This is a genomic window from Anabaena sp. FACHB-83, from assembly GCF_014697485.1.
In the GTDB taxonomy this organism is placed as follows: Bacteria; Cyanobacteriota; Cyanobacteriia; order Cyanobacteriales; family Nostocaceae; genus Nostoc_B.
The window spans coordinates 422,566-446,394 of the sequence record NZ_JACJRY010000001.1 but is presented as its reverse complement, the minus strand read 5'-3'; the positions used below and the strand labels follow the sequence as shown (position 1 = coordinate 446,394).

Below are 23,829 nucleotides of genomic sequence, written 5' to 3'. Positions count from 1 at the left end.
GAGTGGCTTTCATCTGTTTGATTGCAGCATTTTTAGTAGTAATTGGTTGGGCTAGTCCTAGTCAAGCACACTGGGCTGATTTAGCGGTGGCGGAGGTGACGGTAGAACAGACAAAAACGGTAATGATTTTGACATTTCCGACAGCTTTAGTACCTGGGGTTGATGATAACCGTGATGGACAACTCTCCATTGATGAAGTTACCACCAATCAATCAGAGTTAGAAAAATTTTTTGGCGATCGCATCCGTCTGATTGACGCACAAGGGGAAACAGGTAAACTGGCGGTGGCTGCAACGAATAATTTACCTGTGAATCTTGCGAGTAATATTCAGACTCACAGCACTTTAGAGCTAACTTATACTTGGGCGCAACCAGTCACCGGACTCGTAATTAACTACAATTTATTTCTCCCCAATGTCGCTACCGCAAGATGTCTCGCCACCGTGATGCAAGGGGGACAAATTCGTAATTTAGTCTTTACTCCCGAACAACGAGAATTTACTTTGATTAACCCTCCGATATGGCAACAAATTAGTAGCTTTGTATGGCTAGGAATTGAACATATTTTGACAGGTTATGACCATGTTTTATTTTTAATTAGTTTATTAATGCTAGGTGGTGGTTTTGGTTATTTAACGAAAGTAGTTACAGCTTTTACTATTTCTCATTCTGTGACTTTGACTTTAGCTGTATTGGATATTGTGACTTTACCAGTCAGGTTTGTCGAAAGTGCGATCGCCTTGACAATTGTTTATGTAGCGGCGGAAAATTTCTGGCGTACCAGTTTACGCTGGCGTTGGTTACTCACCTTCATTTTTGGATTAATTCACGGGCTAGGTTTTGCTGGGGTTCTCAAAGAAATTCATCTGAATCAATCTAATTTAGCTTTATCATTAGCTAGTTTCAATGTGGGTGTAGAAATCGGTCAAATAGCGATTGTCACTATTGCCTTTGTGATTTTCCGTACCATTAAAAAATATCCTGGGGAATTAATAGTACGTCGTTGCTTATCTGCTGTTGTTGTGGGGTTGGGATTAATTTGGTTTGTACAACGAGCCTTTTATTAAAGCCCTGAAAGAAGTATTCATATCAGGACTTACGCACAAAGATTATCTGTGGAGATTGGGTGTAAGAGTGAAAGGGTTTGGGGTGTAAGGATTTTGAATAATTACACCCTTGCCAAAACCCTTAATTTTTCGTTTTTATGCGTAAGTCATACATATATTTCCTGCTTTCAAAAAAGTAAAAACTGTGATGTCAATTGAAAGTTTTAGATACCCGACTTCTTGAAGAAGCCGGGTATCTTTGTGTTCATAAATGATGCAGGACTTATATGTGAAATAAAATCTTTTCTAAGGACGATAAGTATTAGTCCGAGAGCTACGAACGCCAGCAATAGCACCTATTAATGAAGCAGCTAAACTTAATAATGAACCCAGTACAAACCACCATAAAGCTCTAGAAGTAGCCGCAGCAGCTTCACGAGTTTGTTGAGCAGTTATGTTCGGTACATTTTGAGGTACTGTTAAACCACCAGGTTGTTGTACTTGGTTGATAACGTCACCAGCATTAGAAGCAGCAATTCCAAAAGCACCAGATACCCCACTAGCTAATAGCCAAGAACTCAACGCCAAAGTAGTAGCCCAAAGAATTGCACCATTGAGCAAAGCTGTATTCCGGCTCATCGGGCCACAAGCACGACTAGTTATCCATCCCCCAGCAAAGAGTGACAGTAATAAAGCCACAGTTGACCAAATTCCGACATTACCAGCCACATCAGGAGCTATTGTTCGAGGTGCGCCAGAATCAGCCACTCTACCTGCACCGATCGCGGCAAAAAATGCACTTAAAATTAACTGTGTAGCTAAAGCAATTAACACCCCGGAAATTATCGGCCCCCAGCGCACACGGTCATGATAATCGGCTACTCTACTAACTACCGCCGGATCAGTTACAATCTCGTCGCCTGTGCGATTTACGTATGACATAGTTTATTAGCTCCTTGACTATTTTTTAGTAAATTTTTTTCGCTATATTCATGCTTACGTTTAAAATTAAATTGCTCTTTTCACTTTTTCATATCTATCAACAGAAAGACTTGTTTTATCTATCTAGGGTAAGAATAAATTTAAAAAGATGTAAAACTTCAAGAGAGGAAATTTAGAAGTCATAATTGATTATCTTTTTAATTATTTAGGACTTACGCAAAACACCTCTCAAACTCTCATTTCTCTGTGAACTCTGTGCCTTTGTGGTACCCTGCGGGAAGCCGCTTGTGCGTCTACGATTTTCCGTAGCCTGTGCGTAAGTCCTGTTATTATGACCATAAAAATTTTCAGATTTATTCGCTAATAAGTAATTTGGCACTAACATTACCTATTAGCGATTATCAACAGATGATGAAAAATCTTGTCAGTGACTAACGCATTCTGACGGCTGTACCTGTGGCGGTAATCAACATCAAAACTCCAGACTGGTCAACATTGATTGTTCCGGTATCGATTTCAATCCCAACAACGGCGTTTGCACCTAATCGCTGTGCGCGTTGTTCTAATTCTAAGAGTGCTTTTCTTTGACCTTCTTCAAATAAACGTTCGTAGCTACCGGTGCGACCACCAATCACATCTCGAATGCTGGCAAAAAAATCTCGTAAAAAATTGCTACCGTAAACAACTTCCGCAGTTACAATACCTAAATATGAATCAATTACAGCACCTTGAATGACATCGGTTGTAGTTAAAATCATAAAATCATCTCACAGGTAACAGGTCAAGGAATATTGTACGTCTGAGATTGTGATTATTGGGGTCACTGCTAACGCAAAATCAAACTTAGTGTTGCAAAGCAATATAAAAATTGATACAGAAATTAAATAATTTGGACTTTAAAATCAGCATCGTTGTAGTAATATTAGCCAGTGATAATAAAATCGTTAGCAAAATCAAGACATAAGTCTGTTATTGCTGATTTCCAGCTTGAGATAGGAACTATACTGAATATTTACTGCTTGTATAGTAGTCTGGTTAGATATGTAAACAATAGAGACAAGGGAGACAAGGCGGACAAGGGAGAGATGTTGGTAAATTGGCTATTGATGAGATGGTTCAGTAGAAACTCTAATAAAGTGGTGTCGTTTGCAGCCTGGGAGTTTATAAAATATTAATATTTCGTAAAACAGAATAAATACAGTTTTCAAAAATCCATATTTTTGTTTTAATGTACAAGAAAAAAGTTGCTAGAAGTTCAGGAAATTTACTGTGTACAAACGCATATCACTTATAGTTAGTGCTTTGTTATTAGGATGTAGTGTGGTTACGATTCCTGTGAAGGTTCAGGCGCAGGTCTTAGTCGCCCAAGCGAAAAACCCAGAATTAAAGGAATTGTTTGAAGAAGGTCGCAGACAAGTTGATGCGGGTGACTATAACGGAGCGATCGCTACATATCAAAGAGCCGCAGCCCTAGACCCCAAGAATGCTAAAGTATACTCTGGCATGGGTTATTTGTATGCCCAACAAGGAAATTATCAAGCTGCTTTAGTTGCTTATCGTCGAGCATTGGGTCTTGACCCTGATAATAGCGATTTCTTTTATGCTGTAGGTTACATCAAAGGTAACTTGGGTGATACCAAAGGCTCTAGAGATGCTTACCGTCGCGCCATTCAGCTAAACCGTAACAATCTCAATGCTTATCTGGGATTGGGTGTTACCCAAGCTCGTTTAGGAGATTATGAAGCAGCGAATTGGGCTTATGAACAAGCTATTGGTATAGATCGCAATAATCCTCAGATATATGAGTTTATGGCGGCGATGTTTAAACAACGTCGCCAGACAAAACAAGCAAATAGCTTACTACAAAAAGCTAAAAGTTTATACCAACGCCAAAATAACCCCGATGGCGTTGACAGAGTAGAAGCAATGTTGCGGGAGTTGGGCGGTTGAGGTTAATCTAACTGTCTCCCGGTTAATTCCACAAAAATATCTTCTAAATTAGAGGGACGCACCATCATTCCGGTTTTATCTGATTGTTGATTCAGATAATTGTTTGCTGCTTCTAAAGAAGGGAAAAATAAATATTCCCAGCGTCGGGCGCTATCATTACCCGCCTCGGTGATTCCCAATTGTTTCATGACCAAACCTTCACCGTGAGCAGAACGCAACTGTTGGAGCGTTCCTAAAGATATAAGTTTGCCACTATCCATAATCCCGATGCGTCCCGGCCCGGTTGCTTCAAAAGCTCCACACAAGTACTCGACTTCATCCATGTAATGAGTCGTCAGTAACATTGTCATTCCTTGCTTGTTTAAATCTCGAATAATTTCCCAAAGTCGCCGACGAGTTTGGGGGTCTAGTCCGACAGTTGGTTCATCCAAAAATAAAATTTGTGGTTGGTGAAGTAACGCCCTGGCTATTTGTAATCGTCGTTTCATTCCTCCAGACAAAGTTTTGACTAAATCATCTCTTCTGTCTGCTAGTTCCACATACTCTAGCCACTGATTAATTAGTCGTTGTCTTTGTGGGTTGGCTATACGATGTAGCCGCCCATGCAATTCCATATTTTCCCAAACAGTTAAATCACCATCTATACTAGTTTGCTGCAAAACAACACCAATGCTCTGTTTTGCTTGTATTGGTTGTTTGACAACATCATAACCAGCAACTTCTATATGTCCTTGGGATGGTTGGGTTAATGTAGTCAACATCCGAATTGTGGTTGATTTCCCCGCACCGTTCGGGCCTAGCAGGGCAAAAATTTCTCCAGGTGCGATCGCAAATGATAAATCATTAACTACAGGAATATTTTTGTAAAACTTGAAGACATTCTCTAACAGAACAGCAGCAGTCATGGATAACTTTCTTAACATTCAGTTCATCACATAGACTATCATTCGTTGAGTGCTGTACACTGAGCGAACTTGTACTGAGCGCAGCCGAAGTAGTCGAAGTGTGAGTGTTGAGTGTTGATGGGTGTGCCTTGTGCAAATTAGACACACCCATATTGAAGGAAGTATCTAGAGTTTAGATTTTACCCAGGAAACTTCTTCAATAAATCATCGCCAGGAATTACTGTTGTATAGAATACATAATCATTATTAGCTACATAGCGACGGTCTTGTTTAATAATTGACATAAACTCTCTATGTCCTTGACGCATCCGCCCTACAAGACAACCAGCACTGGCATTTTTAATATCATTACTAGGCGCATCATAGCCCCAGTGTTGATTGATGTAGAAAAGACCAGTGTCTGTTTTATCACCTGTGCGCTTAAAATCCTTGTTGAAATCACGGTGAACAGTCAATGGTGCAACTTGTACTAAAGCTTCGTGGCGTTCTGCATTCCCGTGCAAACCTACAGCCCAGGCTTTGTATTGTCCAAACTTAATTCTGGCTGCACCGCCGGGATTCATGGGATTTACGGTGTAATATCTGCCGGGTTCGGTGGTTGCTTGCCAGTGATCGACAATTTTAGGAGTACTATTTACTACTTCGATCACAATGCGGAGATCATTAAAGGCGTTGGCTGCATCATTATTAAGAGTCCAGTCTCCATTCATACCCTCGATATAAACAATGTTATATTCTTTGGGGCCAGTAAAGACTTGATAATTTTCTGCCAGCATATACTTCACAATTTTGCTGGCAATGTCGTTACCTAGCTTTAATGGAGGCTTGGGTAATTCATCAGGCTTAGTTTCAATTAGTTCTTTAGCTGTAACTGCACCTATATAATCTGACTCATCAATTTTCATTAATTCTTGAAATTGTTTGAGTGCGGCTGCCGTTACAGGGCCAAATTTCCCGTCTGCTGGTGGTTCCAATAAACCTAGACCAATCAATAATATCTGAATTTGGCGACTCAATTCTTCATCTTTAGCGATCGCTTCAAATCCCCACTTTTCTTCTTTACCTAAGAAATCTTGTAATTTCATGTTGCACCTATCTTCGTTTAGTTCTAACTAGGTATAAACATCATTTCCATAATTGGGAATGTTGTTGGAAACTATACTCGCGGCTCAAAATTTCAGCCGTGAATTTTAGTATTACTTTACTATTCAAGGCAACTTCAGTAATTTACGCAAAAGTAATTCGGTATTTTTGATAAAATCTAATTTGTAGGGTGGGCATTGCCTCTGTAAAATCTGGGAATATGTTGTAAAAATTCTAGCAATGACAACATTTCGTTAGGTAAGAGCCACATTCATAATTAACTATCCCGCTTCGGAATTAATTCCGAGTCTCATAGCGTAAGTCATCTCAAGATGACTCAACGAGAAATGTATTCCAGTCCACTTAAGTGGACTTTGGCTATGAGCCTGGAACTTTAGTTCTAGGCGGGATGTAGTTGAACATTTTTGACTGATGTAACACGTAGGTTAACTAGGTGTAGAAACAGGTATGGCTTGATAAGCATTTTTGATGGCTACCCAGCTACTAGCGATGGGCATTCGCCAGCCTGTACCAAAGGCGCGGTCGGTAATTTTCAAGCCGGGGGGTGCTTGGCGGCGCTTAAATTCGGCACGGGCAACCATTTGAATTACTCGGTCTACAATTATGGGGTCGTGACCTGCTTCAACTATTTGGGCGGCTGATTGATGGTCATGAATGAAGCGTTGCAAGATGTCGTCTAAAACTTCATAAGCTGGGAGGGAATCTTGGTCAACTTGGCCGGGTTTGAGTTCCGCACTGGGGGCTTTGGTGAGGATATTTTGGGGAATAATTTCAGTTGGGAGTGCTGAGTGCTGTTCACTGAGCGAAGTCGAAGTGTGAGTTTTGAGTGCTGAGGGATGGGAGTTTAACCAGTGGCAAATTTTATAAACGCGGGTTTTTGGCACATCAGCAATTACAGCTAAACCACCGTTCATGTCGCCGTAGAGGGTACAGTAGCCGACGGCCATTTCTGATTTGTTGCCAGTGGATAATAAGAGATAGCCAAATTTGTTAGCGATCGCCATTAATAAGTTACCGCGAATCCGTGATTGAATATTTTCCTCAGCTATGCCAAATTCTGTGCCAGCAAATAATTCCGCCAAGCTGTTGTCAAAACCTTGCATTAATTCGCCTATCGGTAAAATAGTGGTTTGAATGCCTAAATTTTTACCTAATGCCAACGCATCACTTACAGAATGTTCTGAACTGTAAGGTGATGGCATCAGGACACCGAGGACATTTTCTTTACCTAATGCTGCTGTTGCGATCGCAGCGACTAATGCTGAATCTACACCACCACTTAAACCTAATACTACTTTAGAAAAGCGACATTTTAAGGCATAGTCTTGCACACCCAAAACCAAAGCTTGCCAGACTTCCTCTTCTTCTGATTCGCTCTCTGGTGTTAAAAAACTTAACTCTAAATCTCGTGTTTTTTTGTTAAATTCTACATTTACTAAATCAGTGGCAAAACCACGGGCGCGACACATAATTTCGCCTTGACCATTTAACGAAAAACTATAACCATCGAATATTAAATCATCATTACTACCGACTTGATTGACATAAATCATTGGCTGTTGAAAACGCACTGCACTATGTTTCAACATCGATTCTCGAAACTGCGGTTTGCCGACGCTGTAAGGTGAAGCAGATAAGTTAACAATTAAATCTACACCCAAAATTGCTAAGTCTGCAATGGGATTAACAGCATAACTACGTTTGCCCCAAAATTCTTCATCATTCCATAAATCTTCGCAAATAGTTACCCCAATATGAATATCATCTAAAGTGAAATGATTTGGTTGTAACCCTGGTTCAAAATAACGGTCTTCATCAAATACATCATAAGTAGGCAACAGCCGCTTATAAAAAATTTGCTTGACTTTCCCCGATTCTAATAAAGCAATACTATTAAATAAACTTTTACCGCCAGTGATATGAGATTTGGTATTTGGTTCAACAGTGCCGACTAAAACAGCTAATTCTGGTGGTAAATCTCTGGCTAATTGTTGTAATGCCAGACTCATAGCCGAGACAAAACTAGGATTTAATAATAAATCTCTGGGTGGATAGCCACACAAAGAAAGTTCTGGAGTTAATAATAAACGTGCGCCTGATTTTACTGCATCTTGGGCGGCTTCTAGAATCTTTTGGACGTTTCCTGGTATATCACCAATGGTTGGATTAAGTTGAGCGATCGCAATTTTCATATTTGTCCTTTGTTCTACCCTGCGGGAAGTCGCAAAAGCGTCTATGTCATTAGTCATTTGTAGATAGTTTTTTACAAATGACTAATGACCAATGACTATTTAAATAAACACCAAAGGTTTATCTTTAAAAGGTGCAAAAGCCTCAGCGTCGAATTTATATAAACTAGCTGGTCGACCTGCACCGCGTGATACCTTTACTCCGGTATCGCACAAAAAACCTAACTTGAGTAGTCGCGCCCGAAAATTAGAGTAATCAGAAAAGTTTTCCCCTAAAACTGTTGTATATAGCTGATACAAATCGTTTAAAGTAAACATTTCTGGTAACACTTCAAAGGCGACTGGGCTGTACTCTAATTTATTTCGCAGTCGTCTGTGACCATAAGTTAGCAGTTGATTATGGTCAAAGGCTAATTGTGGCACTTGTTTGACGGGATACCAAGCAATTCCCGCGACTTTATCAGCAATTAATTCGGCTTCTTCAAACCTGACAAGGGCAAAATAACTTACTGATAAATAACGCACACCATAACTATCGGTTGCTTCTCTGGGGTCGCGGTTTGGCCCGCCAAAGGTATACAACTGTTCTAAATAAAGATTGTTGACTCGGATTTTTTCTGCCATGATGCGATAGGCCGCATCTTCTAAAGATTCGCCTTGACGTACTAACGTCCCAGGAAGACTCCAAGAATTTAAAAATGGTTCTTGCTGTCGCATGACTAAGAGAACCAAAAGTCGATTTTGAACAGTGTCTACAGAAAAAATTACATTATCCACACCTACCTTAAAATCAGCCAAAGGTTGTTGATTTAGCGGAGTTGGAATCTTTTTGTGGTTGCGTCCTGGCATTTGTACAAATGCTGTTGATGAATATAGGCAACAATGGGAGCTATCAGGGCTTGAGTATCTCCATGCTCACGATAAGCTGTTGAGGATACATTTAAACCTGTGAGGGTAGCGATCGCAATTTTTCCTCCCAGCTTTTGGATTGCCTCTAAGCTAGATTCTTCTATTGCATATCCTGGTCGTGGCACAACCATTAGTTGCACTTGCTGTAATAAATCTTCAATTCTATACCAGCGTGGTAGTTGGTTGATCAAATCTGAACCAATAACTAAGGTGTATTCTGCTTCTTCACCCCAGTGCTGTTTGGCTTTTTCCACTGTTTCTAGGGTGCGCCAACTACTTAAATCTTGCGTCACTGCTACGTTATGCCTTGACGCATCCATGTCGGCAATTAATAACCGCAGCATCGCCGCCCGATGTTCTAATTGTGTTTGATGGGACTTAAAGGGATTATCTGCCGCCCAAACTGCCACCCAATCATAACGTTCTGACAACCACCTTAAAATCTCTTGATGCCCAGCCGTTGGCGGATCAGCACTTGTACCAAATAAAGCTATTCTCATCATTTACCTCTGTGTCCTCTGCGTCTTGGCGGTTCGTTCCTTAGTCTTCTCAGTCAATTCCTGCAACTCTTCAGAAATATCCACCTGCAAAGCCACAGGGTTTGATATCTGCCTTGTTTGTTCTGGCAAACTAGCGACTGTTATGGCGGTTCGTTGGCGAATGTCTGCTAAAGTTTCTGGCAGTTGCACTCGTTCGCCTTGCTTCATGAATAATTGCAATAAAGGTGTTTCTGATTGCGGTGTTTCTGTGATTAACCCCAACCTATCAGCTTTTACCTTACCGCCAACAAATGACCGAAAAATCTGCTTGCGTCCGGGATAAGTCCCCTTACCACTGGACTGCTTCATAACTGGAACGCCATCAATTTCCACGAGTTTATAAACCCCGTTGACAGGCGTACCTGTTACCAGTCGTGTTCCCAAACCATAACCATCAATGACTGCCCCAGCCGCTTTGAGTCTGGTGATTTCCCATTCATCTAAATCACCACTGGCAACAATTGGCACATTTGGTAGTAGCGATCGCACTTGTTTTGACAAGCTTACCAAATCCCCAGAATCCAGTCTGACTCCTGATAATTCCATTTCCCCAGCATTGACTTTTGCTGCCAAATTTTCCGCCGCCGCGATGGTGTCGTAAGTATCAATTAACAAGGGCGCACCGGGAAAATAGCGATGAAATGCCGTAAAAGCTTCTGCTTCACTGCCTTCCATCGCTGACAACGCCATGACCAAGGCGTGAGCCATCGTACCACTTGGCTGCTGACCTAGTTGTAATGCTGCTAACACATTCGAGGTAGCATCTAATCCTCCCGCTAAGGCTGCCCTTGCTGCCCACAATGCCCCTTGGGGACTAAATGCCCGCCTTGTGCCGAACTCTAAAAGTTTGGCTTTTTCCCCGGCCACATCACGCAGACGGGCGGCTCTGGTGGCAATTAAAGTTTGATAATTGATGGTATTTAAGAGGTAAGTTTCTATTAGTTGGGCTTGCCACAGTGGCGCTTCAATTCGCAAAAATGGCTCGTTAGCAAATACGGCTGTGCCTTCGGGAACTGCCCAAACATCACCAGTAAATTTCGCTTTAGCCAATAACGACCAAAAGCTCTCGCTGGCGTGGGCGAAAATTCCCGTTGCCTGGAGTGCGGCAATTTGCGAATGAGTAAAACTTAACTTTTCTAAATATGCCAGAACTTGCTCTAAACCCATTGCAATGAGATAGCCAAAATTTTCTGGCGATCGCCTCACAAATAACTCAAAACTAGCTTGTTTTTGTTCTAATCCTTCGCCAACATAACAAGCCGCCATTGTTAGCTGATAAAGGTCGGTGAACAAGCTGTAATCAGCCGCAGAGATTGTCAAGTCTTGGTGCTGGTAGCTGCCCAAGTCTGGGATAGTTGCCATGTAAGAGCGTCCTTACAAGAATGCTGCTTTTTATTATGGTAGATTTTACCATAAATAATGTCAACTCCTCCGTGACAAAGAGGCTATTGACTTCATTAAATCAACATACTCACCGCAAAATAATTATATTTTATACAAATATTTAATCTTTTTTAATAGTTTATTCTTCGTAAACTAACTTTTATAAAACACTCATATTTCTCATACAAAAGAGCTTAATTGGGAGTTTTGTTATAATTGGAATTGCAGAGAAACTTTAAACTTTTTTGGCAACCTAAAGTATTGCAAAGCAATCTGAAAAACTATTGCATAAATTCTCAATATATTGAGAGTCTGAGCGATAAGAAAATATCGAATTAAAGTAGAAAGATAACTATCTAACTGACTCAAAAATAAGGAGTCTAAGAGTATGGCTATTTCCCAAATCATTGCTAGGATTACCGAGTATATCTCTGAAGCCGCAATGCGAATTTTTGGCCCTACAGATGATCAATATCCTAATACTGGGGTACAACCTTTTACAGGTGAACCTTATAAAAAAGGTATGAGTGATGTTTGGTAGAAGATGAAATATTTAGATATGAGTGAGGTCAAGGCTTGAGCCAAAAGCTTGAGCCTTTTTATTTGGTAGGGAGTGGGGAATGGGGAATGGGGAGTAGGGAGTAGGAAGAGGAAACGGGGCAAGGGGGAAATATAACAAATGACAAATGATAAATTACAGCCCTCACCAGTTATCTTAATTTCAACGACCTACTTAATAATCAATTACTAAAACTGCTGAACCTGTAATTTCGCCATTGCGAAGGGCGTTTAAAGCTTGATTTGCTTGGGTGAGAGGAAAAGCATTCACCTCTGTTTGAATCGGAACTTTGGGTGCTAAAGCGAGAAATTCTTCGCCATCTTTGCGAGTTAAATTAGCCACAGAACGCAACATTCTTTCTTCCCAAAGAATTTCGTAAGGAAAAGAGGGAATATCGCTCATGTGAATACCAGCACAAACTACAATTCCACCTTTGGCGACTGCGCGTAAAGCTGCTGGAACTAATTTACCAACAGGCGCAAAAATTATCGCTGCATCTAAAGGTTCTGGTGGTAATGTATCAGAGTCACCCGCCCAATTTGCACCGAGTTGAAGAGCAAATTCTTGTCCGGTGATATCTCCAGAACGAGTAAAAGCAAAAATTTGCCGACCTTGATAGCGAGCTAATTGAATTAATATATGGGCAGATGAACCAAACCCATAAAAACCAATTTTTTTGGCATCGCCTGTCATACTGTAAGCGCGATAACCAATTAAGCCACCACATAATAAAGGTGCAGCTTGTAAATCACGAAAGCTAGGATCTAAGGCAAAGCAAAAGCGGTGATCAGCTACAGTATATTCTGCATAGCCGCCATCTAGGTTATAGCCAGTAAATTCAGCAAAATCGCAAAGATTTTCTCGTCCTGAACGACAATAACGACAGCGATCGCAAGTATGACCCAACCAAGGCACTCCCACCCGTTGACCGACATAAAATTTATCAACCTTTGCCCCCATTGCCTCGATAGTACCGACAATTTGATGTCCAGGTATTAAAGGTAATTTAGGATGAGTCAATTCTCCATCAACTATATGTAAATCTGTGCGACAAACTGCACAAGCATGAACCCGAATCAAAACTTGTTCCGCATTGGGTTGAGGTATTGGTAACTCAGCTAAACGTAGGCTCATATCTTGCACCTGAAAATCTGAATGTCAAAACCACAACTAAGTGAAAGAGGAGCAAGGCGTTCAATATCAAGTAAAAGAAGATACACAAGTATATGTGGGAAAATAGATTCAAGAGCAGTTTGTGCAGCCTGTCCCCAATCAGGTGGTGATGTTGGCTGAATATGCAGATGAGTCCAATGAGCGATGAGGTAAGCAATCAGCGAAAGAATAAGCCAACGATACATACCCAGCAGAGTTCCTTGTCCAAAACGGTGCAAACCAAAACGATGCTTTGCGGTTTTAAACCAGCCTTCAATTTGCCAACGACGCTTACCCCACCGCTTAAGAGTAGAAGCTTTAATTGGTCGAGTAGATAAGACAAAGCGTTTTTCTAGTTTGCCATTATCGCGCTTTAAGTAATACCAAGAAACAGTAACAGGAAAGCTTAAACCAAACAAATAAACCAGTTGACCTTGTTTATGTAAGCGCCTTAAAAGTCTACCATCGGCTAACTTACGACTAATAGATACACCTGTAATAGCATGATATTTTAGCTGACGTATACCCTCCAAAAATTCAACACTGCCAAAGGCTGTGTCAGCTAAAATAATCGTTTCAAAGCGTTGAGTTAATTCTTGAGGTAAACGTTTGACTAATTTTAGCCCAAGCTTTGCTGGGGATGGAGTTCCCTTACCCCTCCAAACCCGAAAATTCCAAGGAATACGCCATCTTCCTATAACTAAATAAACGACAACTATATGTAGACCACGCTTGCCATTGTAAACTCTAATTAAGTCACCAAACTCTGAGAACTTGCCTCGCTTCTCTAAAGTTGTTAAATCAATAATGACTTGTAAAAAAGGTTTTCGTCCTGGATTAGATGAGGATAATATTTTTAAAATGGCTTCTAATGCGTGGTTACGAACTACCTTAATCATCTTCCTTGTCGACCAAGGGTTTATGTTTAAGAATCTGCTGATTGCGCTTGGGGATTTTGTCTGACTGTGTTCTGGTAATGGATGTCCTTGTGCCTCTAAGAATAATGCCAGCATCGCTTCTAAATTATCTTTTTGATACTGCGTCGGCATCAGTTCTTTCAAGGTGTAAACTAGGTTTTGGGCGTGGGCAAGCATTAATCAGTGCTTTGTTTAATTCAAGTATTTCACGCCTTTTCTCTCATGTTTTAAGTATCAAAGGCAAACATATCCATGTCTTCGGCGAAAAAGTAACCGCCGGCGCGGAAATCTTACTTCCTACGTAACATTTCGGCATTTATGTTCTATTTATAACTGAATTTACTTATTCATCCTTATTTGAATCTTGTTATATTTTTATGCTGTCTATTGGCTTTCTACGGGTATCTACGTTAGGTGCAAGAAGTGAGTAGGGGTTGATGTGGTGCATCTAAAACCATTGCACGCATAATTAGGGGAGTGGGGATGAGTACTGACTATTGGTATAGCTTAGGCTGAACAATTTTTCTTCTATCTTGGGAATAGATATGTACACCGCTAATGGTGAAGCCCCTACGCTCCAGACACGTCCCAACTTTGATTGCTTATTTTCATAAATACCCTACTCCCCACTCCCTATTCCCTATTCCCTAATTTTTATTTGCGAAAGATTTCGGCGAAAAATTGCCGCATATCTTCCCAAGAACGTCGGTCAGCAACGGGGTTATATAATGCTCCTTTTAGCTGACCTTTATTGTCTGGGTTAGTAAAGCTATGTACTGTACCACCATAAGAAATTAATTGCCAGTCTACATTTGCTTGGCGCATTTCATTTTCAAAAGCTTGGACTTGTTCTGCTGGGACGAATGGGTCATCAGCACCATGCAATACTAAAACTTTGGCTTTGATATTTTTAGCATCGTTGGGGTTTGGTGTATCGAGGTTGCCGTGAAAACTGACGACTCCGGCAATGTTAGCACCGCTACGGGCAAGTTCTAATACTGTACCACCGCCAAAACAATAACCGATCGCTGCAATTCGGTTAACATCAGTAAGCGGATTGGATTGTAATACTTTTAACCCGGCTAAGGCGCGATCGCGCAACAATTTTCTATCGTTGCGATAAATGGTAGCTTGCTTACCAGACTCTTCAGGAGTTTTTGGTCTAATACCTTTACCATAAATGTCAGCCGCAAAGGCAACATAACCAAGTTTCGCTAACTGTTCTGTGCGTTGTTTGGCGTAAGATTGTAGTCCATTCCATTCATGTACTACCAAAACCCCAGGACGCTTGCCTTTAATTGCGTCATCATAAGCGAGATAGCCTTGTAAAACTGTATTTCCTTGTTTATATTCAACATTTTTTGTTTGAATTGCTGCCAATGTTTGTGTAGCAGTCAATACCACAGCCACAGGTGTAATTAATGCAGAAAGCAGTAATTTCATCTCAAGACACCCAGTAAAATAATCATCTGGGATGATTATGCCTGGAAAGTAGACAATAAAGTCGTCATTTGTCATTTGTCAAACAAATCCACTCCCAACTCCCCACTCCCCACTCCCCACTCCCAACTCCCCACTCCCAACTCCCCACTCCCCACTCCCTATTCCCTACCCCCTAATTCGGTTATTGCGGCATTCTGGCAAGGCTAAAAATCGCAGCGATCGCTACATTAGAAGTATATTGAGATATTTATCAGCATTGATACAACGCTATGAGTGCAGCCACTATTCCCCAAAATCCCTTGTTAAAAGGAACTGGCTTACCGCCATTTACTGAGATTCAAGCAGAACAAGTAATTCCAGCCTTCCAGCAGTTATTAAAAGAACTGGATGAGGAACTGGCTACCTTAGAAGCTAACGCCCAGCCGACTTGGAGTGGTTTGGTTGAACCCTTAGAAAAACTCACCGAACGGCTGACTTGGAGTTGGGGTATAGTCAGTCATTTAATGGGAGTCAAGAATAGTCCCCAGCTGCGTGAAGCTTATGAAACTGTCCAACCCCAAGTGGTACAGTTCAGCAATAAACTTGGTCAAAGTCAAGTTATATACAACGCCTTTAAACAACTCCGGGCGAGTGATACCTGGGCAACCTTAGAAGCAGCCCAGCAACGTATTATCGAAACTGCCATCAGAGATGCGGAATTGTCTGGTGTGGGCTTGTCAGGCGAAGCCAGAGATCGGTTTAATGCCATTCAAATGGAGTTAGCAGAATTATCCACGAAATTCTCTAACCATGTATTAGATGCCACCAAAGGTTTTAGCTTAAACCTGACAACCAAAGCAGAAGTTGAGGGTTTACCCCAAAGTTCCCTCAGTTTAGCTGCCCAAGCTGCTCGTGCGGCTGGCGAAGAAAACGCCACCCCCGAAAATGGCCCTTGGCGCATTACTTTAGATTTCCCCAGCTACAGCCCGTTCATGCAGCACAGCACCCGCCGAGACTTACGGGAAAAATTGTATAAAGCATATATCACCCGCGCGGCTTCGGGCGAGTTAGATAATAACCCTTTAATTGTGCGGATTTTAGAGTTACGCCAAGAACTAGCCAATTTATTAGGCTACAAAAATTTTGCTGAGTTAAGCCTTGCTAGTAAAATGGCTCCCAATGTGGCAGCAGTCGAAGCACTGTTAGAAGAACTGCGGAGTGCCAGCTATGATGCTGCTGTTAAAGAGTTAGCCGAACTCAAAGCTTTTGCCGCCACCAAAGGCGCACCAGAAGCCGCAGATTTACAACACTGGGATATTAGCTTTTGGGCAGAACGTCAACGGGAAGCAAAATTCTCCTTTACCACGGAAGAATTACGCCCCTATTTCCCCTTACCGCAAGTTTTAGACGGTTTGTTTGGACTGGTGAAGCGGCTGTTTGGTGTTACCGTCACCCCTGCTGATGGACAAGCACCCGTTTGGCATCAAGATGTGAGATATTTCCAAATTGCTGACGAAACAGGTAAACCCGTCGCCTACTTTTACTTAGATCCTTACAGCCGTCCCGCCGAAAAACGCGGTGGTGCTTGGATGGATGTCTGCATTAACCGAGGCAAGATTAACGATAATGGAGCTACATCTGTGCGCTTGCCTGTAGCTTATTTGGTGTGTAACCAAACTCCGCCAGTTGATGGTAAGCCGAGTTTAATGACCTTTTATGAAGTAGAGACATTATTCCACGAATTTGGTCATGGCTTACATCACATGCTGACCAAAGTTGATTACAGCAGCGCCGCCGGGGTGAATAATGTCGAGTGGGATGCTGTGGAACTACCAAGCCAATTCATGGAAAACTGGTGTTATGAACGCCCGACTTTGTTTGGTATGGCGAAGCATTATGAAACTGGTGAACCATTACCAGAGCATTATTACCAAAAATTGTTAGCCGCACGTAACTATATGAGTGGGAGTGCGACACTGCGGCAAATTCACTTCAGCACTGTGGATATAGAATTACACGATCGCTATCTTCCTGGTGGTGATGAAACTCCCGCCCAAGTGCGCCAGCGCATAGCCAAAACTACCACAGTTTTACCACCCCTAGCTGAAGATTCTTTCTTGTGTGCCTTTGGGCATATCTTTGAAGGTGGTTATGCCGCCGGTTACTACAGCTATAAGTGGGCTGAAGTCCTGAGTGCAGATGCTTTCGCCGCTTTTGAAGAAGCTGGTTTAGACGATGAAACCGTCGTTCAAGCCACTGGTAGACGCTACCGTAATACTGTGTTGGCACTTGGCGGTAGTCAGCATCCAATGGAAATATTCAAAGCCTTCCGGGGAAGGGAACCAAGTACAGTTTCGCTGCTACGGCACAATGGGTTGCTTCAAGAAGCTCTCAACGAAGTTACTCAGCTTTAACAGGCGATCGCAGTTCTAGAATTAGTCAAGGAAACACTATCAACAAAATTCAATCAATCATGTAAAGTTTTGTATAGTCCAAATTTCAGTTTTTGGGCTATTTTCATTTTTTGTTGATGATCATTCACGGTTTTTTGGTAAAAAGTGAATTTGACAAATTGCAGGACTATAGATTATGGACTTTTGGCTTTAAACTAAAAACTGTTACAGACTATGACGCGATCGCAATATGATCGTGATGGCGGTGTTACGATGCCCTAAAAACCTTGAGAGAATGCTTTATGGCAGAAACACTTTCTGGAAAAACCCCACTGTTCGCCGGTAGTACTGGCGGTTTGCTCACCAAAGCAAAAGAGGAAGAAAAGTACGCTATCACTTGGACAAGCCCCAAGGCTCAGGTGTTTGAATTACCTACAGGTGGCGCAGCTACTATGCACCAAGGCGAAAACTTGCTTTACTTAGCTCGTAAAGAGTACGGCATTGCTTTGGGCGGTCAACTCCGTAAGTTCAAAATCACCGACTACAAAATTTATCGGATTTTGCCTAGCGGAGAAACCACCTTCATTCACCCAGCAGATGGTGTCTTCCCTGAAAAAGTTAACCAAGGCCGCGAAAAAGTACGCCACGTAGCTCGTAGGATTGGCGAAAATCCTGAGCCATCAAAACTGAAATTTAGTGGTACAGCTACCTACGATGCCTAGGGACTAGCAGGGACAGAGGAAGTATGAAGTATGTAGTGTAAAGTGTGAAATAAGTTTTTTCATCCTTTAGCCTTGATGCTTTTACCTCCTCAGTCCCTCATCCCTGATACTCAATCTCTGTAGTAACCTATGATTTTTCCCGATTTCTCTGATTTTTCTCAATTAGCTTCACAAGGTAACTTTGTCCCGGTGTATCAAGAATGGGTGGCTGATTTAGATACACCTGTCTCTGCATGGTACAAAGTTTGTGCTGGACAACCTTACAGCTTTTTGTTGGAATCAGTGGAAGGCGGTGAAAAAATCGGACGCTATAGTTTTGTAGGTTGTGATCCTTTGTGGGTGCTAGAAGCGAGAGGAGAGACAACCACCCAAACACACCGTGATGGTTCACAAGCTGTGTTTACAGGTGATCCTTTTACAGCTTTAGCCCAATGTCTTGAGCCTTATCAGCCAGTAAAACTACCCCAATTACCACCAGGAATTGGGGGATTATTTGGGTTTTGGGGTTATGAATTGATTCGTTGGATTGAACCGCGTGTTCCCGTCCATCCCCCAGATGAACGCAACATTCCCGATGGGTTATGGATGCAGGTAGACCAACTGTTAATTTTTGACCAGGTAAAGCGAAAAATTTGGGCGATCGCCTATGCTGATTTACGCGACCCGAATGTAGATTTACAAGCAGCTTATCAAAAAGCTGGCGATCGCGTGACTAATTTGGTCAGTAAGTTATCTCTACCACTGTCACCGCAAAAAACTATCCTGGAATGGACACCCCCAGGTAATCAGCCAGTAGAAAATAAAGAATTAGCATACACCAGCAACTTCACAAAAACCGAATTCTGCGCCAACGTCCAAAAGGCAAAAGAATATATCAAAGCAGGTGATATCTTCCAAGTTGTCATTTCCCAGCGACTCGCCACAGAATACACAGGCGACCCCTTTGCCCTTTACCGTTCGCTGCGCCAAATTAATCCTTCGCCTTACATGGCTTATTTTCACTTTCAGGACTGGCAAATTATTGGTTCCAGCCCCGAAGTCATGGTGAAAGCTGAACGTGACCCAGATGAGGGAATTATCGCCACAGTCCGTCCCATTGCGGGTACAAGGCCAAGGGGGAAAACCACCAAAGAAGACATCGCCTTTGCAGAAGATTTACTACAAGACCCCAAGGAAATTGCCGAACACGTTATGTTGGTTGACTTGGGGCGGAATGATTTAGGGCGAGTTTGCCAAAGCGGTAGCGTGAAAGTCGATGAATTGATGGTTGTTGAGCGTTACTCTCATGTGATGCACATTGTGAGTAATGTGGTAGGTAAATTAGCCAGCCATAAAAACGCTTGGGATTTAATGAAAGCTTGCTTCCCGGCGGGGACAGTTAGCGGCGCACCCAAAATTCGGGCGATGGAAATTATTAACGAACTAGAACCAAGTCGCCGGGGTGTTTATTCGGGTGTGTATGGCTATTACGATTTTGAAGGACAATTAAATAGTGCGATCGCAATTCGCACAATGGTAGTCAAAGATAACATTGTCAGTGTGCAAGCTGGTGCAGGTTTGGTCGCCGACTCTGAACCAGAAAAAGAATATGAAGAGACGCTAAATAAAGCCAGAGGCCTATTAGTGGCGATTCGCTGTTTGCGTTAACGAAATTTGCCAGAAATCTCAAAAATTTCCACTAGGGACGGACGTAAGTTCGTCCCTACATGTATTTGTTCAAAAATCAAATCGGACTGCTATATCCCTCCTATAAACAGGAACTATCAACGCATAACTGAGAATTTGTTGTACTTTTGTAACGATTTTGTTATATTTCTTTACAGATGGTTGTACAAAGCAATTCACATCCAGTCAAGCATTTGCCCTCAGACTTTCACTGCAAAGTCAGTTCATGCGTACATTTGTTAACCAATTAATTCCACTAAATCGAGTTAAGTAAATGATCATTTGGAAGGCAGGCTGTATGGACACTGATGAACTTCTCAGGCGCTATCAGACAGGAGAGAGAAATTTCACACAGGTTTGCCTGCATTCAGTTAATCTGAGTGAAGTATGTTTAGCTGGGATTAACTTAGGTAGCGCCAGCTTAGTAAATGTCACTTTATCTCATTCCAATTTAAGTGGTGCCAACCTCATAGAAGCAAACTTGGCATTATCTTGTCTTTGGCGAACTAACTTCAGTGGTGCCAGACTAATTTGGACAAACCTCAAAGCAGCTAACTTAATTCGCGCCAACTTGAGTAACGTAGACTTACACAAAGCATCTCTACAAAAATCAGACCTACGTTTAGCTAATTTACACAATGCTGACCTCAGTGGCGCAGATTTAAGTGGTGCAGATTTGAGTTACGCCAACCTCTGTGGTGCTAACTTAGCAGGAGCCAATCTTAAAGGCGCAAACCTCACAGGAGCTAACTTGAGCCAAGCCGACTTGAGTTATGCCGAGCTTCATAAAACCATCTTGTACAAAGCTAATCTCAGTGATGTTGACTTGTCACAAGTTAACTTGAAAAAAGTTGATTTATGTGAAGTGCTGGCTAGTCAATGACTGCTGAAATGTCAGTTGATATCAAGAAAGAAACTGGGGTTTGATGGTGCGGACAAGCTTAATGAAAATAAGCGATCGCTTTCTCTGACTTGGTGAAGCGATCGCTTGGATTGTATACTGGCAGATACGAAAATATTTGAAAAAGTACGCAAAAAATTCAGTATCTTTTGATAGCTTAGAACAAAAAGGTTATTGACTGACCCTGAAACGGTAGTGAAATTGTCAACTTGTAAATCGATATTGATAGATGCGCCCTTGATATGGGCATCAAGTTATTGGCTTATACCGATTGGAAAAATGATTGTGAAGAATTGAAGCTCTTTTCGACTTTCGCGTAGCGGTACTAGCTGTTAGCTTTTTTCAAAGAACGGCGACGAGTGTTGAGTACACCAATTGCACCGATACCAACTAAGGCTAAGGTTGCGGAAGGTTCTGGAACACTAACACCTGTTAATGCAGAAGCATTTTTAGAACCAATATCTACGGCAAAAACGACATCATTATAATCTTTATCGCCGCCACCCCATAAATCTTCATAACCTAAAACCAAGAAGTTTTTGTACACATAAGTCATTACGTGCTGCAAACCATCTGGGTTAGTAGCTTCATTTAAGCCAAATACGCCTTTAACAGTTTGCCCTTGTTGGTTTTTGCCGGAGATACCACCATTGATATCATTAGAATGCAATAAGAAATCAAGTGTAGTACCAGCTTGGAATTTACCTAAGCTAACCCAGTCACCAATATTTAATGGGCTGTCTTGTTGGGTTTTATTAGCTAAAGCATTGTTAGGATTTGCACAAAACTCGTTAAAATTTTGAAAAGCACTATCTTTGGTGCTACAAGATGTATCGCCGAAGATTTTGCCTGTGGTGACAGTATTACCAGAAGTGGCTTTAAAATCTAAACGGTTGCGATAACCACCAGCAGTTTCACCAATAAAGAATACTTTAGTGTCGTGAGCATATTTCAGTGTCAGTTGAGATAAATCAACTTTATGCGCTCCAATTGTCTCAGGTGCTAAGTAACGAGATTCTTTACCCACGAAATCTTTAAAGTCTTGGATATTATCTTTAAAATCAGCCGGGGCTTCATTTCTGCTTTGGATGTTAACCGCATTTGCTGGTGTAGCAGATACCCACAAACCAGTTACTAAAGTTGTTGCAGCGAGTAATTTAGTGAACAATGAACTTTTCATAGCTTGCCTTTTTAGAATCATGAATCCATTTGTAAAAGATTGGCTATGAATGCGTCCAGTTTATTTTAGTAACTTGTTCGATTTTTTATATTGAAAGCATTTAATAAAAACTCATTACAAAACTTATGTATATACACTGGAAATCCAATCATCAACCTTAATTATTGCAAGTGATTTTTAAAGGAATAATTACTGAACAAATACGAAAGTAAAAGTACGCAAATGCAATGTTTATTCATCCGCAAGCATTGATAAATCAAGCTAGTTTCTACTTTTTTCCTCACCAGGCAATTTACTACTTTAGTGGGAAAGCTGTAGAGATTGCGGATGAAAGCAAAAGGTTTTTTAGTGATTTCGCGGTTCTGGTTGAGTTTCATTTTCAGACTTCAATTGAGTGTGACCACAACAATCTTGCTGTTTTATGTCGGATGGTGCAATTTCTGGTACTGGGTCGTAACCGCCAGGATGAAATGGATGACAACGCAAGATGCGGCGAGTAGCCATCCAACCACCGCGCACTACTCCAAACCTCTCAATTGCTTGAATGGCATACATAGAACAAGTTGGCTGAAAGCGACAAGTAGGGGGAAACAACGGCGAGATAAACATTCTGTAACCCCGAATTAACCAAATAAATAATATTTTCATTCCTGCTGCCCAAATCTTATAAATTAGAAACAAGGGTAAAAACTGTCTAGTGTGTAAGATCCTTGTTAACTCTGATTCCTGCTTTAACGTCAATTCCAACTTTGTGGCTGCAAATTACCATAGTTGCAGTTTGGGTGTTGCTTATCCTCCTAGTTTCATGGGTGGTAAGTCGCTTTACTGATGATTCAGAAATAGTTAGAAAAATCGTGCATATTGGCACTGGTAATGTGATTTTACTGGCTTGGTGGCTAGATATTCCGGCGAGTGTAGGCATTACAGCTTCGATTGTAGCGAGTATTGTGACCTTGTTATCTTATCGATTGCCAATTCTGCCGGGGATTAACAGTGTGGGTCGCCAAAGTTTAGGAACGTTTTTTTATGCTGTGAGTTTTGGCATTTTAGTTGGGTGCTTCTGGTATTTGCAACAACCCCAATACGCTGCAATTGGCATTATGGTAATGACTTGGGGAGATGGTTTAGCAGCGTTAGTTGGTCAACGTTTTGGTCAACATAAGTATAAAGTTTTTGGGGCAAGTAAAAGCTGGGAAGGCTCTTTAACAATGACCTTAGTCAGCTACATCGTGAGTAGTTTGATTTTGCTGGGTGTGCAGGGAAATATCTGGCAGATTTGGGTGGTATCATTGGCTGTGGCGATCGCCGCTACTGGTTTAGAAGCTATTTCCTTTTTGGGTGTTGATAATTTAACCGTCCCTTTAGGTAGTGCTGGTCTAGCTTTTGTATTAGTGCAACTATTATTAGCTAACTAAACTTTATTAGCTAAAAAAATAGAATTATTCCGCAAGATTCACTATTGTTACTCGGAGAATACTAGGATATCTGGAACACATAAAAGATTTTTTTATATCTGCTGCTAGTAGTAAAACTAAAGTTGTGATTTCTATCTGTAGATTTATGATTTCCTGACAAACAGTGCTTATAGTTGGGTACTTAGGTGGTCAATCCACCAGACTTAAGTGAGGCTAACAATCATGTCACATCCAATATTTTTATCAAAGTTGTTGATTGAGTTATCAAATCAACGACAGGAATTAGTTGCTAGTAGTATAGAATTTGAGTTGGCTGGTAGTGGTTTTGCCAACTGCAATATTGGCTAGAAGTAGGATGTAGAAATAATAAAACCATCAACTTCTACTGATTTGCAATTTTTTGAATAATTCACATAGTATTGCAGAATCTAACTTGCTCAAAGGTTGAATATGACACAGCCATTAGCAGCGATGCTGTGGTTATAGCACAATACAGTTCAGTTAAGACTAAAAAGCAATTCTGGTGTAGGTTGGGT

Annotated in this window: 21 protein-coding genes and 1 pseudogene; 9 read left to right on the top strand and 13 right to left on the bottom strand. The window is 41.4% G+C overall.

Going from position 1 to position 23,829, the window contains the following annotated elements; all coding sequences use genetic code 11:
- Window positions 1-2 precede the first annotated feature (2 nt).
- A complete protein-coding gene (locus tag H6G79_RS37600; RefSeq protein ID WP_190588131.1) occupies window positions 3-1,067 on the top strand; it encodes a HupE/UreJ family protein in 1,065 nt (354 codons plus the stop codon).
- 285 nt (window positions 1,068-1,352) lie between these two features.
- Here the strand turns inward: H6G79_RS37600 and H6G79_RS01845 are convergent, their stop codons facing one another.
- Window positions 1,353-1,988, bottom strand: coding sequence for a hypothetical protein (locus tag H6G79_RS01845; RefSeq protein WP_190588130.1), 636 nt, complete (start codon window positions 1,986-1,988; stop codon window positions 1,353-1,355).
- A 431-nt stretch (window positions 1,989-2,419) separates the two neighbouring features.
- Window positions 2,420-2,746 carry a YbjQ family protein gene (locus H6G79_RS01840; RefSeq protein WP_190588129.1) on the bottom strand — a complete coding sequence of 109 codons (327 nt, stop codon included), beginning with the start codon at window positions 2,744-2,746 and terminating at the stop codon, window positions 2,420-2,422.
- A gap of 511 nt (window positions 2,747-3,257) precedes the next feature.
- Between H6G79_RS01840 and H6G79_RS01835 the strand changes: the two genes are divergently transcribed.
- Window positions 3,258-3,938: a tetratricopeptide repeat protein gene (locus tag H6G79_RS01835; protein ID WP_190588128.1), complete on the top strand. Its 681-nt coding sequence runs from the start codon at window positions 3,258-3,260 to the stop codon at window positions 3,936-3,938.
- A 2-nt stretch (window positions 3,939-3,940) separates the two neighbouring features.
- Here the strand turns inward: H6G79_RS01835 and H6G79_RS01830 are convergent, their stop codons facing one another.
- The 6 genes from H6G79_RS01830 to H6G79_RS01805 form a co-directional block, all read right to left on the bottom strand.
- Window positions 3,941-4,843: an ABC transporter ATP-binding protein gene (locus tag H6G79_RS01830; RefSeq protein ID WP_190588127.1), complete on the bottom strand. Its 903-nt coding sequence runs from the start codon at window positions 4,841-4,843 to the stop codon at window positions 3,941-3,943.
- 179 nt (window positions 4,844-5,022) lie between these two features.
- On the bottom strand, window positions 5,023-5,928 hold the full coding sequence (locus H6G79_RS01825) for a peptidoglycan-binding protein (RefSeq protein ID WP_190588126.1): 906 nt from the start codon (window positions 5,926-5,928) through the stop codon (window positions 5,023-5,025).
- A 444-nt stretch (window positions 5,929-6,372) separates the two neighbouring features.
- Window positions 6,373-8,139, bottom strand: coding sequence for an NAD+ synthase (locus H6G79_RS01820; RefSeq protein WP_190588323.1), 1,767 nt, complete (start codon window positions 8,137-8,139; stop codon window positions 6,373-6,375).
- A 99-nt stretch (window positions 8,140-8,238) separates the two neighbouring features.
- Window positions 8,239-8,985 carry an NrtR DNA-binding winged helix domain-containing protein gene (locus H6G79_RS01815; RefSeq protein WP_190588125.1) on the bottom strand — a complete coding sequence of 249 codons (747 nt, stop codon included), beginning with the start codon at window positions 8,983-8,985 and terminating at the stop codon, window positions 8,239-8,241.
- Window positions 8,946-9,545, bottom strand: coding sequence for a nicotinate-nucleotide adenylyltransferase (locus tag H6G79_RS01810; RefSeq protein ID WP_190588322.1), 600 nt, complete (start codon window positions 9,543-9,545; stop codon window positions 8,946-8,948). The genes H6G79_RS01815 and H6G79_RS01810 overlap by 40 nt, the downstream gene beginning before the upstream one ends.
- A gap of 3 nt (window positions 9,546-9,548) precedes the next feature.
- Entirely contained in the window at window positions 9,549-10,946 is a 1,398-nt protein-coding gene (locus H6G79_RS01805; protein ID WP_190588124.1) for a nicotinate phosphoribosyltransferase, read from the bottom strand.
- A 409-nt stretch (window positions 10,947-11,355) separates the two neighbouring features.
- On the opposite strand from H6G79_RS01805, the gene H6G79_RS01800 reads away from it, so the two are divergent.
- Window positions 11,356-11,508: a hypothetical protein gene (locus H6G79_RS01800; protein WP_190588123.1), complete on the top strand. Its 153-nt coding sequence runs from the start codon at window positions 11,356-11,358 to the stop codon at window positions 11,506-11,508.
- A gap of 192 nt (window positions 11,509-11,700) precedes the next feature.
- Here the strand turns inward: H6G79_RS01800 and H6G79_RS01795 are convergent, their stop codons facing one another.
- From H6G79_RS01795 to H6G79_RS01785, 3 genes and pseudogenes are all read right to left on the bottom strand, one after another.
- Window positions 11,701-12,660 (bottom strand): zinc-dependent alcohol dehydrogenase family protein, encoded by a 960-nt coding sequence (locus H6G79_RS01795; protein ID WP_190588122.1) that lies wholly within the window; start codon window positions 12,658-12,660, stop codon window positions 11,701-11,703.
- Between the two features lie 53 nt (window positions 12,661-12,713).
- A pseudogene (locus H6G79_RS01790) lies at window positions 12,714-13,772 on the bottom strand (transposase); the annotation flags it as partial.
- A 477-nt stretch (window positions 13,773-14,249) separates the two neighbouring features.
- Entirely contained in the window at window positions 14,250-15,038 is a 789-nt protein-coding gene (locus H6G79_RS01785) for a dienelactone hydrolase family protein (protein WP_190588321.1), read from the bottom strand.
- Between the two features lie 269 nt (window positions 15,039-15,307).
- Here H6G79_RS01785 and H6G79_RS01780 point away from each other — a divergent pair, with 269 nt between their 5' ends.
- The 4 genes from H6G79_RS01780 (at window position 15,308) to H6G79_RS01765 (ending at window position 20,680) form a co-directional block, all read left to right on the top strand.
- Entirely contained in the window at window positions 15,308-17,431 is a 2,124-nt protein-coding gene (locus H6G79_RS01780) for a M3 family metallopeptidase (RefSeq protein ID WP_190588120.1), read from the top strand.
- Between the two features lie 281 nt (window positions 17,432-17,712).
- Complete coding sequence (locus H6G79_RS01775; RefSeq protein WP_190588119.1) at window positions 17,713-18,132, top strand: photosystem I reaction center subunit II PsaD; 420 nt, start codon at window positions 17,713-17,715, stop codon at window positions 18,130-18,132.
- A gap of 129 nt (window positions 18,133-18,261) precedes the next feature.
- Window positions 18,262-19,779, top strand: a complete 1,518-nt coding sequence (gene trpE, locus H6G79_RS01770; RefSeq protein WP_190588118.1) for an anthranilate synthase component I — start codon at window positions 18,262-18,264, stop codon at window positions 19,777-19,779.
- Between the two features lie 316 nt (window positions 19,780-20,095).
- Window positions 20,096-20,680, top strand: a complete 585-nt coding sequence (locus H6G79_RS01765) for a pentapeptide repeat-containing protein (protein WP_190588117.1) — start codon at window positions 20,096-20,098, stop codon at window positions 20,678-20,680.
- A 343-nt stretch (window positions 20,681-21,023) separates the two neighbouring features.
- Here the strand turns inward: H6G79_RS01765 and H6G79_RS01760 are convergent, their stop codons facing one another.
- Both H6G79_RS01760 and yidD read right to left on the bottom strand, forming a co-directional pair.
- Window positions 21,024-21,878, bottom strand: coding sequence for a DUF4114 domain-containing protein (locus H6G79_RS01760; protein ID WP_190588116.1), 855 nt, complete (start codon window positions 21,876-21,878; stop codon window positions 21,024-21,026).
- A 345-nt stretch (window positions 21,879-22,223) separates the two neighbouring features.
- Complete coding sequence (gene yidD, locus H6G79_RS01755; RefSeq protein ID WP_190588115.1) at window positions 22,224-22,526, bottom strand: membrane protein insertion efficiency factor YidD; 303 nt, start codon at window positions 22,524-22,526, stop codon at window positions 22,224-22,226.
- Window positions 22,527-22,588: 62 nt separating this feature from the next.
- Between yidD and H6G79_RS01750 the strand changes: the two genes are divergently transcribed.
- Both H6G79_RS01750 and H6G79_RS37225 read left to right on the top strand, forming a co-directional pair.
- Entirely contained in the window at window positions 22,589-23,293 is a 705-nt protein-coding gene (locus tag H6G79_RS01750; RefSeq protein ID WP_190588114.1) for a diacylglycerol/polyprenol kinase family protein, read from the top strand.
- A gap of 222 nt (window positions 23,294-23,515) precedes the next feature.
- Entirely contained in the window at window positions 23,516-23,641 is a 126-nt protein-coding gene (locus H6G79_RS37225) for a hypothetical protein (protein WP_277877196.1), read from the top strand.
- The last annotated feature ends 188 nt before the right edge of the window (window positions 23,642-23,829 follow it).

Bases quoted from the DNA above. Each gene is read 5' to 3' on its own strand.
- H6G79_RS01845 (WP_190588130.1), bottom strand. From the start codon at position 1,988: ATGTCATACGTAAATCGCACAGGCGACGAGATTGTAACTGATCCGGCG.
- H6G79_RS01840 (WP_190588129.1), bottom strand. From the start codon at position 2,746: ATGATTTTAACTACAACCGATGTCATTCAAGGTGCTGTAATTGATTCA.
- H6G79_RS01830 (WP_190588127.1), bottom strand. From the start codon at position 4,843: ATGACTGCTGCTGTTCTGTTAGAGAATGTCTTCAAGTTTTACAAAAAT.
- H6G79_RS01825 (WP_190588126.1), bottom strand. From the start codon at position 5,928: ATGAAATTACAAGATTTCTTAGGTAAAGAAGAAAAGTGGGGATTTGAA.
- H6G79_RS01820 (WP_190588323.1), bottom strand. From the start codon at position 8,139: ATGAAAATTGCGATCGCTCAACTTAATCCAACCATTGGTGATATACCA.
- H6G79_RS01815 (WP_190588125.1), bottom strand. From the start codon at position 8,985: ATGCCAGGACGCAACCACAAAAAGATTCCAACTCCGCTAAATCAACAA.
- H6G79_RS01810 (WP_190588322.1), bottom strand. From the start codon at position 9,545: ATGAGAATAGCTTTATTTGGTACAAGTGCTGATCCGCCAACGGCTGGG.
- H6G79_RS01805 (WP_190588124.1), bottom strand. From the start codon at position 10,946: ATGGCAACTATCCCAGACTTGGGCAGCTACCAGCACCAAGACTTGACA.
- H6G79_RS01800 (WP_190588123.1), top strand. From the start codon at position 11,356: ATGGCTATTTCCCAAATCATTGCTAGGATTACCGAGTATATCTCTGAA.
- H6G79_RS01795 (WP_190588122.1), bottom strand. From the start codon at position 12,660: ATGAGCCTACGTTTAGCTGAGTTACCAATACCTCAACCCAATGCGGAA.
- H6G79_RS01785 (WP_190588321.1), bottom strand. From the start codon at position 15,038: ATGAAATTACTGCTTTCTGCATTAATTACACCTGTGGCTGTGGTATTG.
- H6G79_RS01780 (WP_190588120.1), top strand. From the start codon at position 15,308: ATGAGTGCAGCCACTATTCCCCAAAATCCCTTGTTAAAAGGAACTGGC.
- H6G79_RS01775 (WP_190588119.1), top strand. From the start codon at position 17,713: ATGGCAGAAACACTTTCTGGAAAAACCCCACTGTTCGCCGGTAGTACT.
- trpE (WP_190588118.1), top strand. From the start codon at position 18,262: ATGATTTTTCCCGATTTCTCTGATTTTTCTCAATTAGCTTCACAAGGT.
- H6G79_RS01765 (WP_190588117.1), top strand. From the start codon at position 20,096: ATGGACACTGATGAACTTCTCAGGCGCTATCAGACAGGAGAGAGAAAT.
- H6G79_RS01760 (WP_190588116.1), bottom strand. From the start codon at position 21,878: ATGAAAAGTTCATTGTTCACTAAATTACTCGCTGCAACAACTTTAGTA.
- yidD (WP_190588115.1), bottom strand. From the start codon at position 22,526: ATGAAAATATTATTTATTTGGTTAATTCGGGGTTACAGAATGTTTATC.
- H6G79_RS37225 (WP_277877196.1), top strand. From the start codon at position 23,516: ATGTCACATCCAATATTTTTATCAAAGTTGTTGATTGAGTTATCAAAT.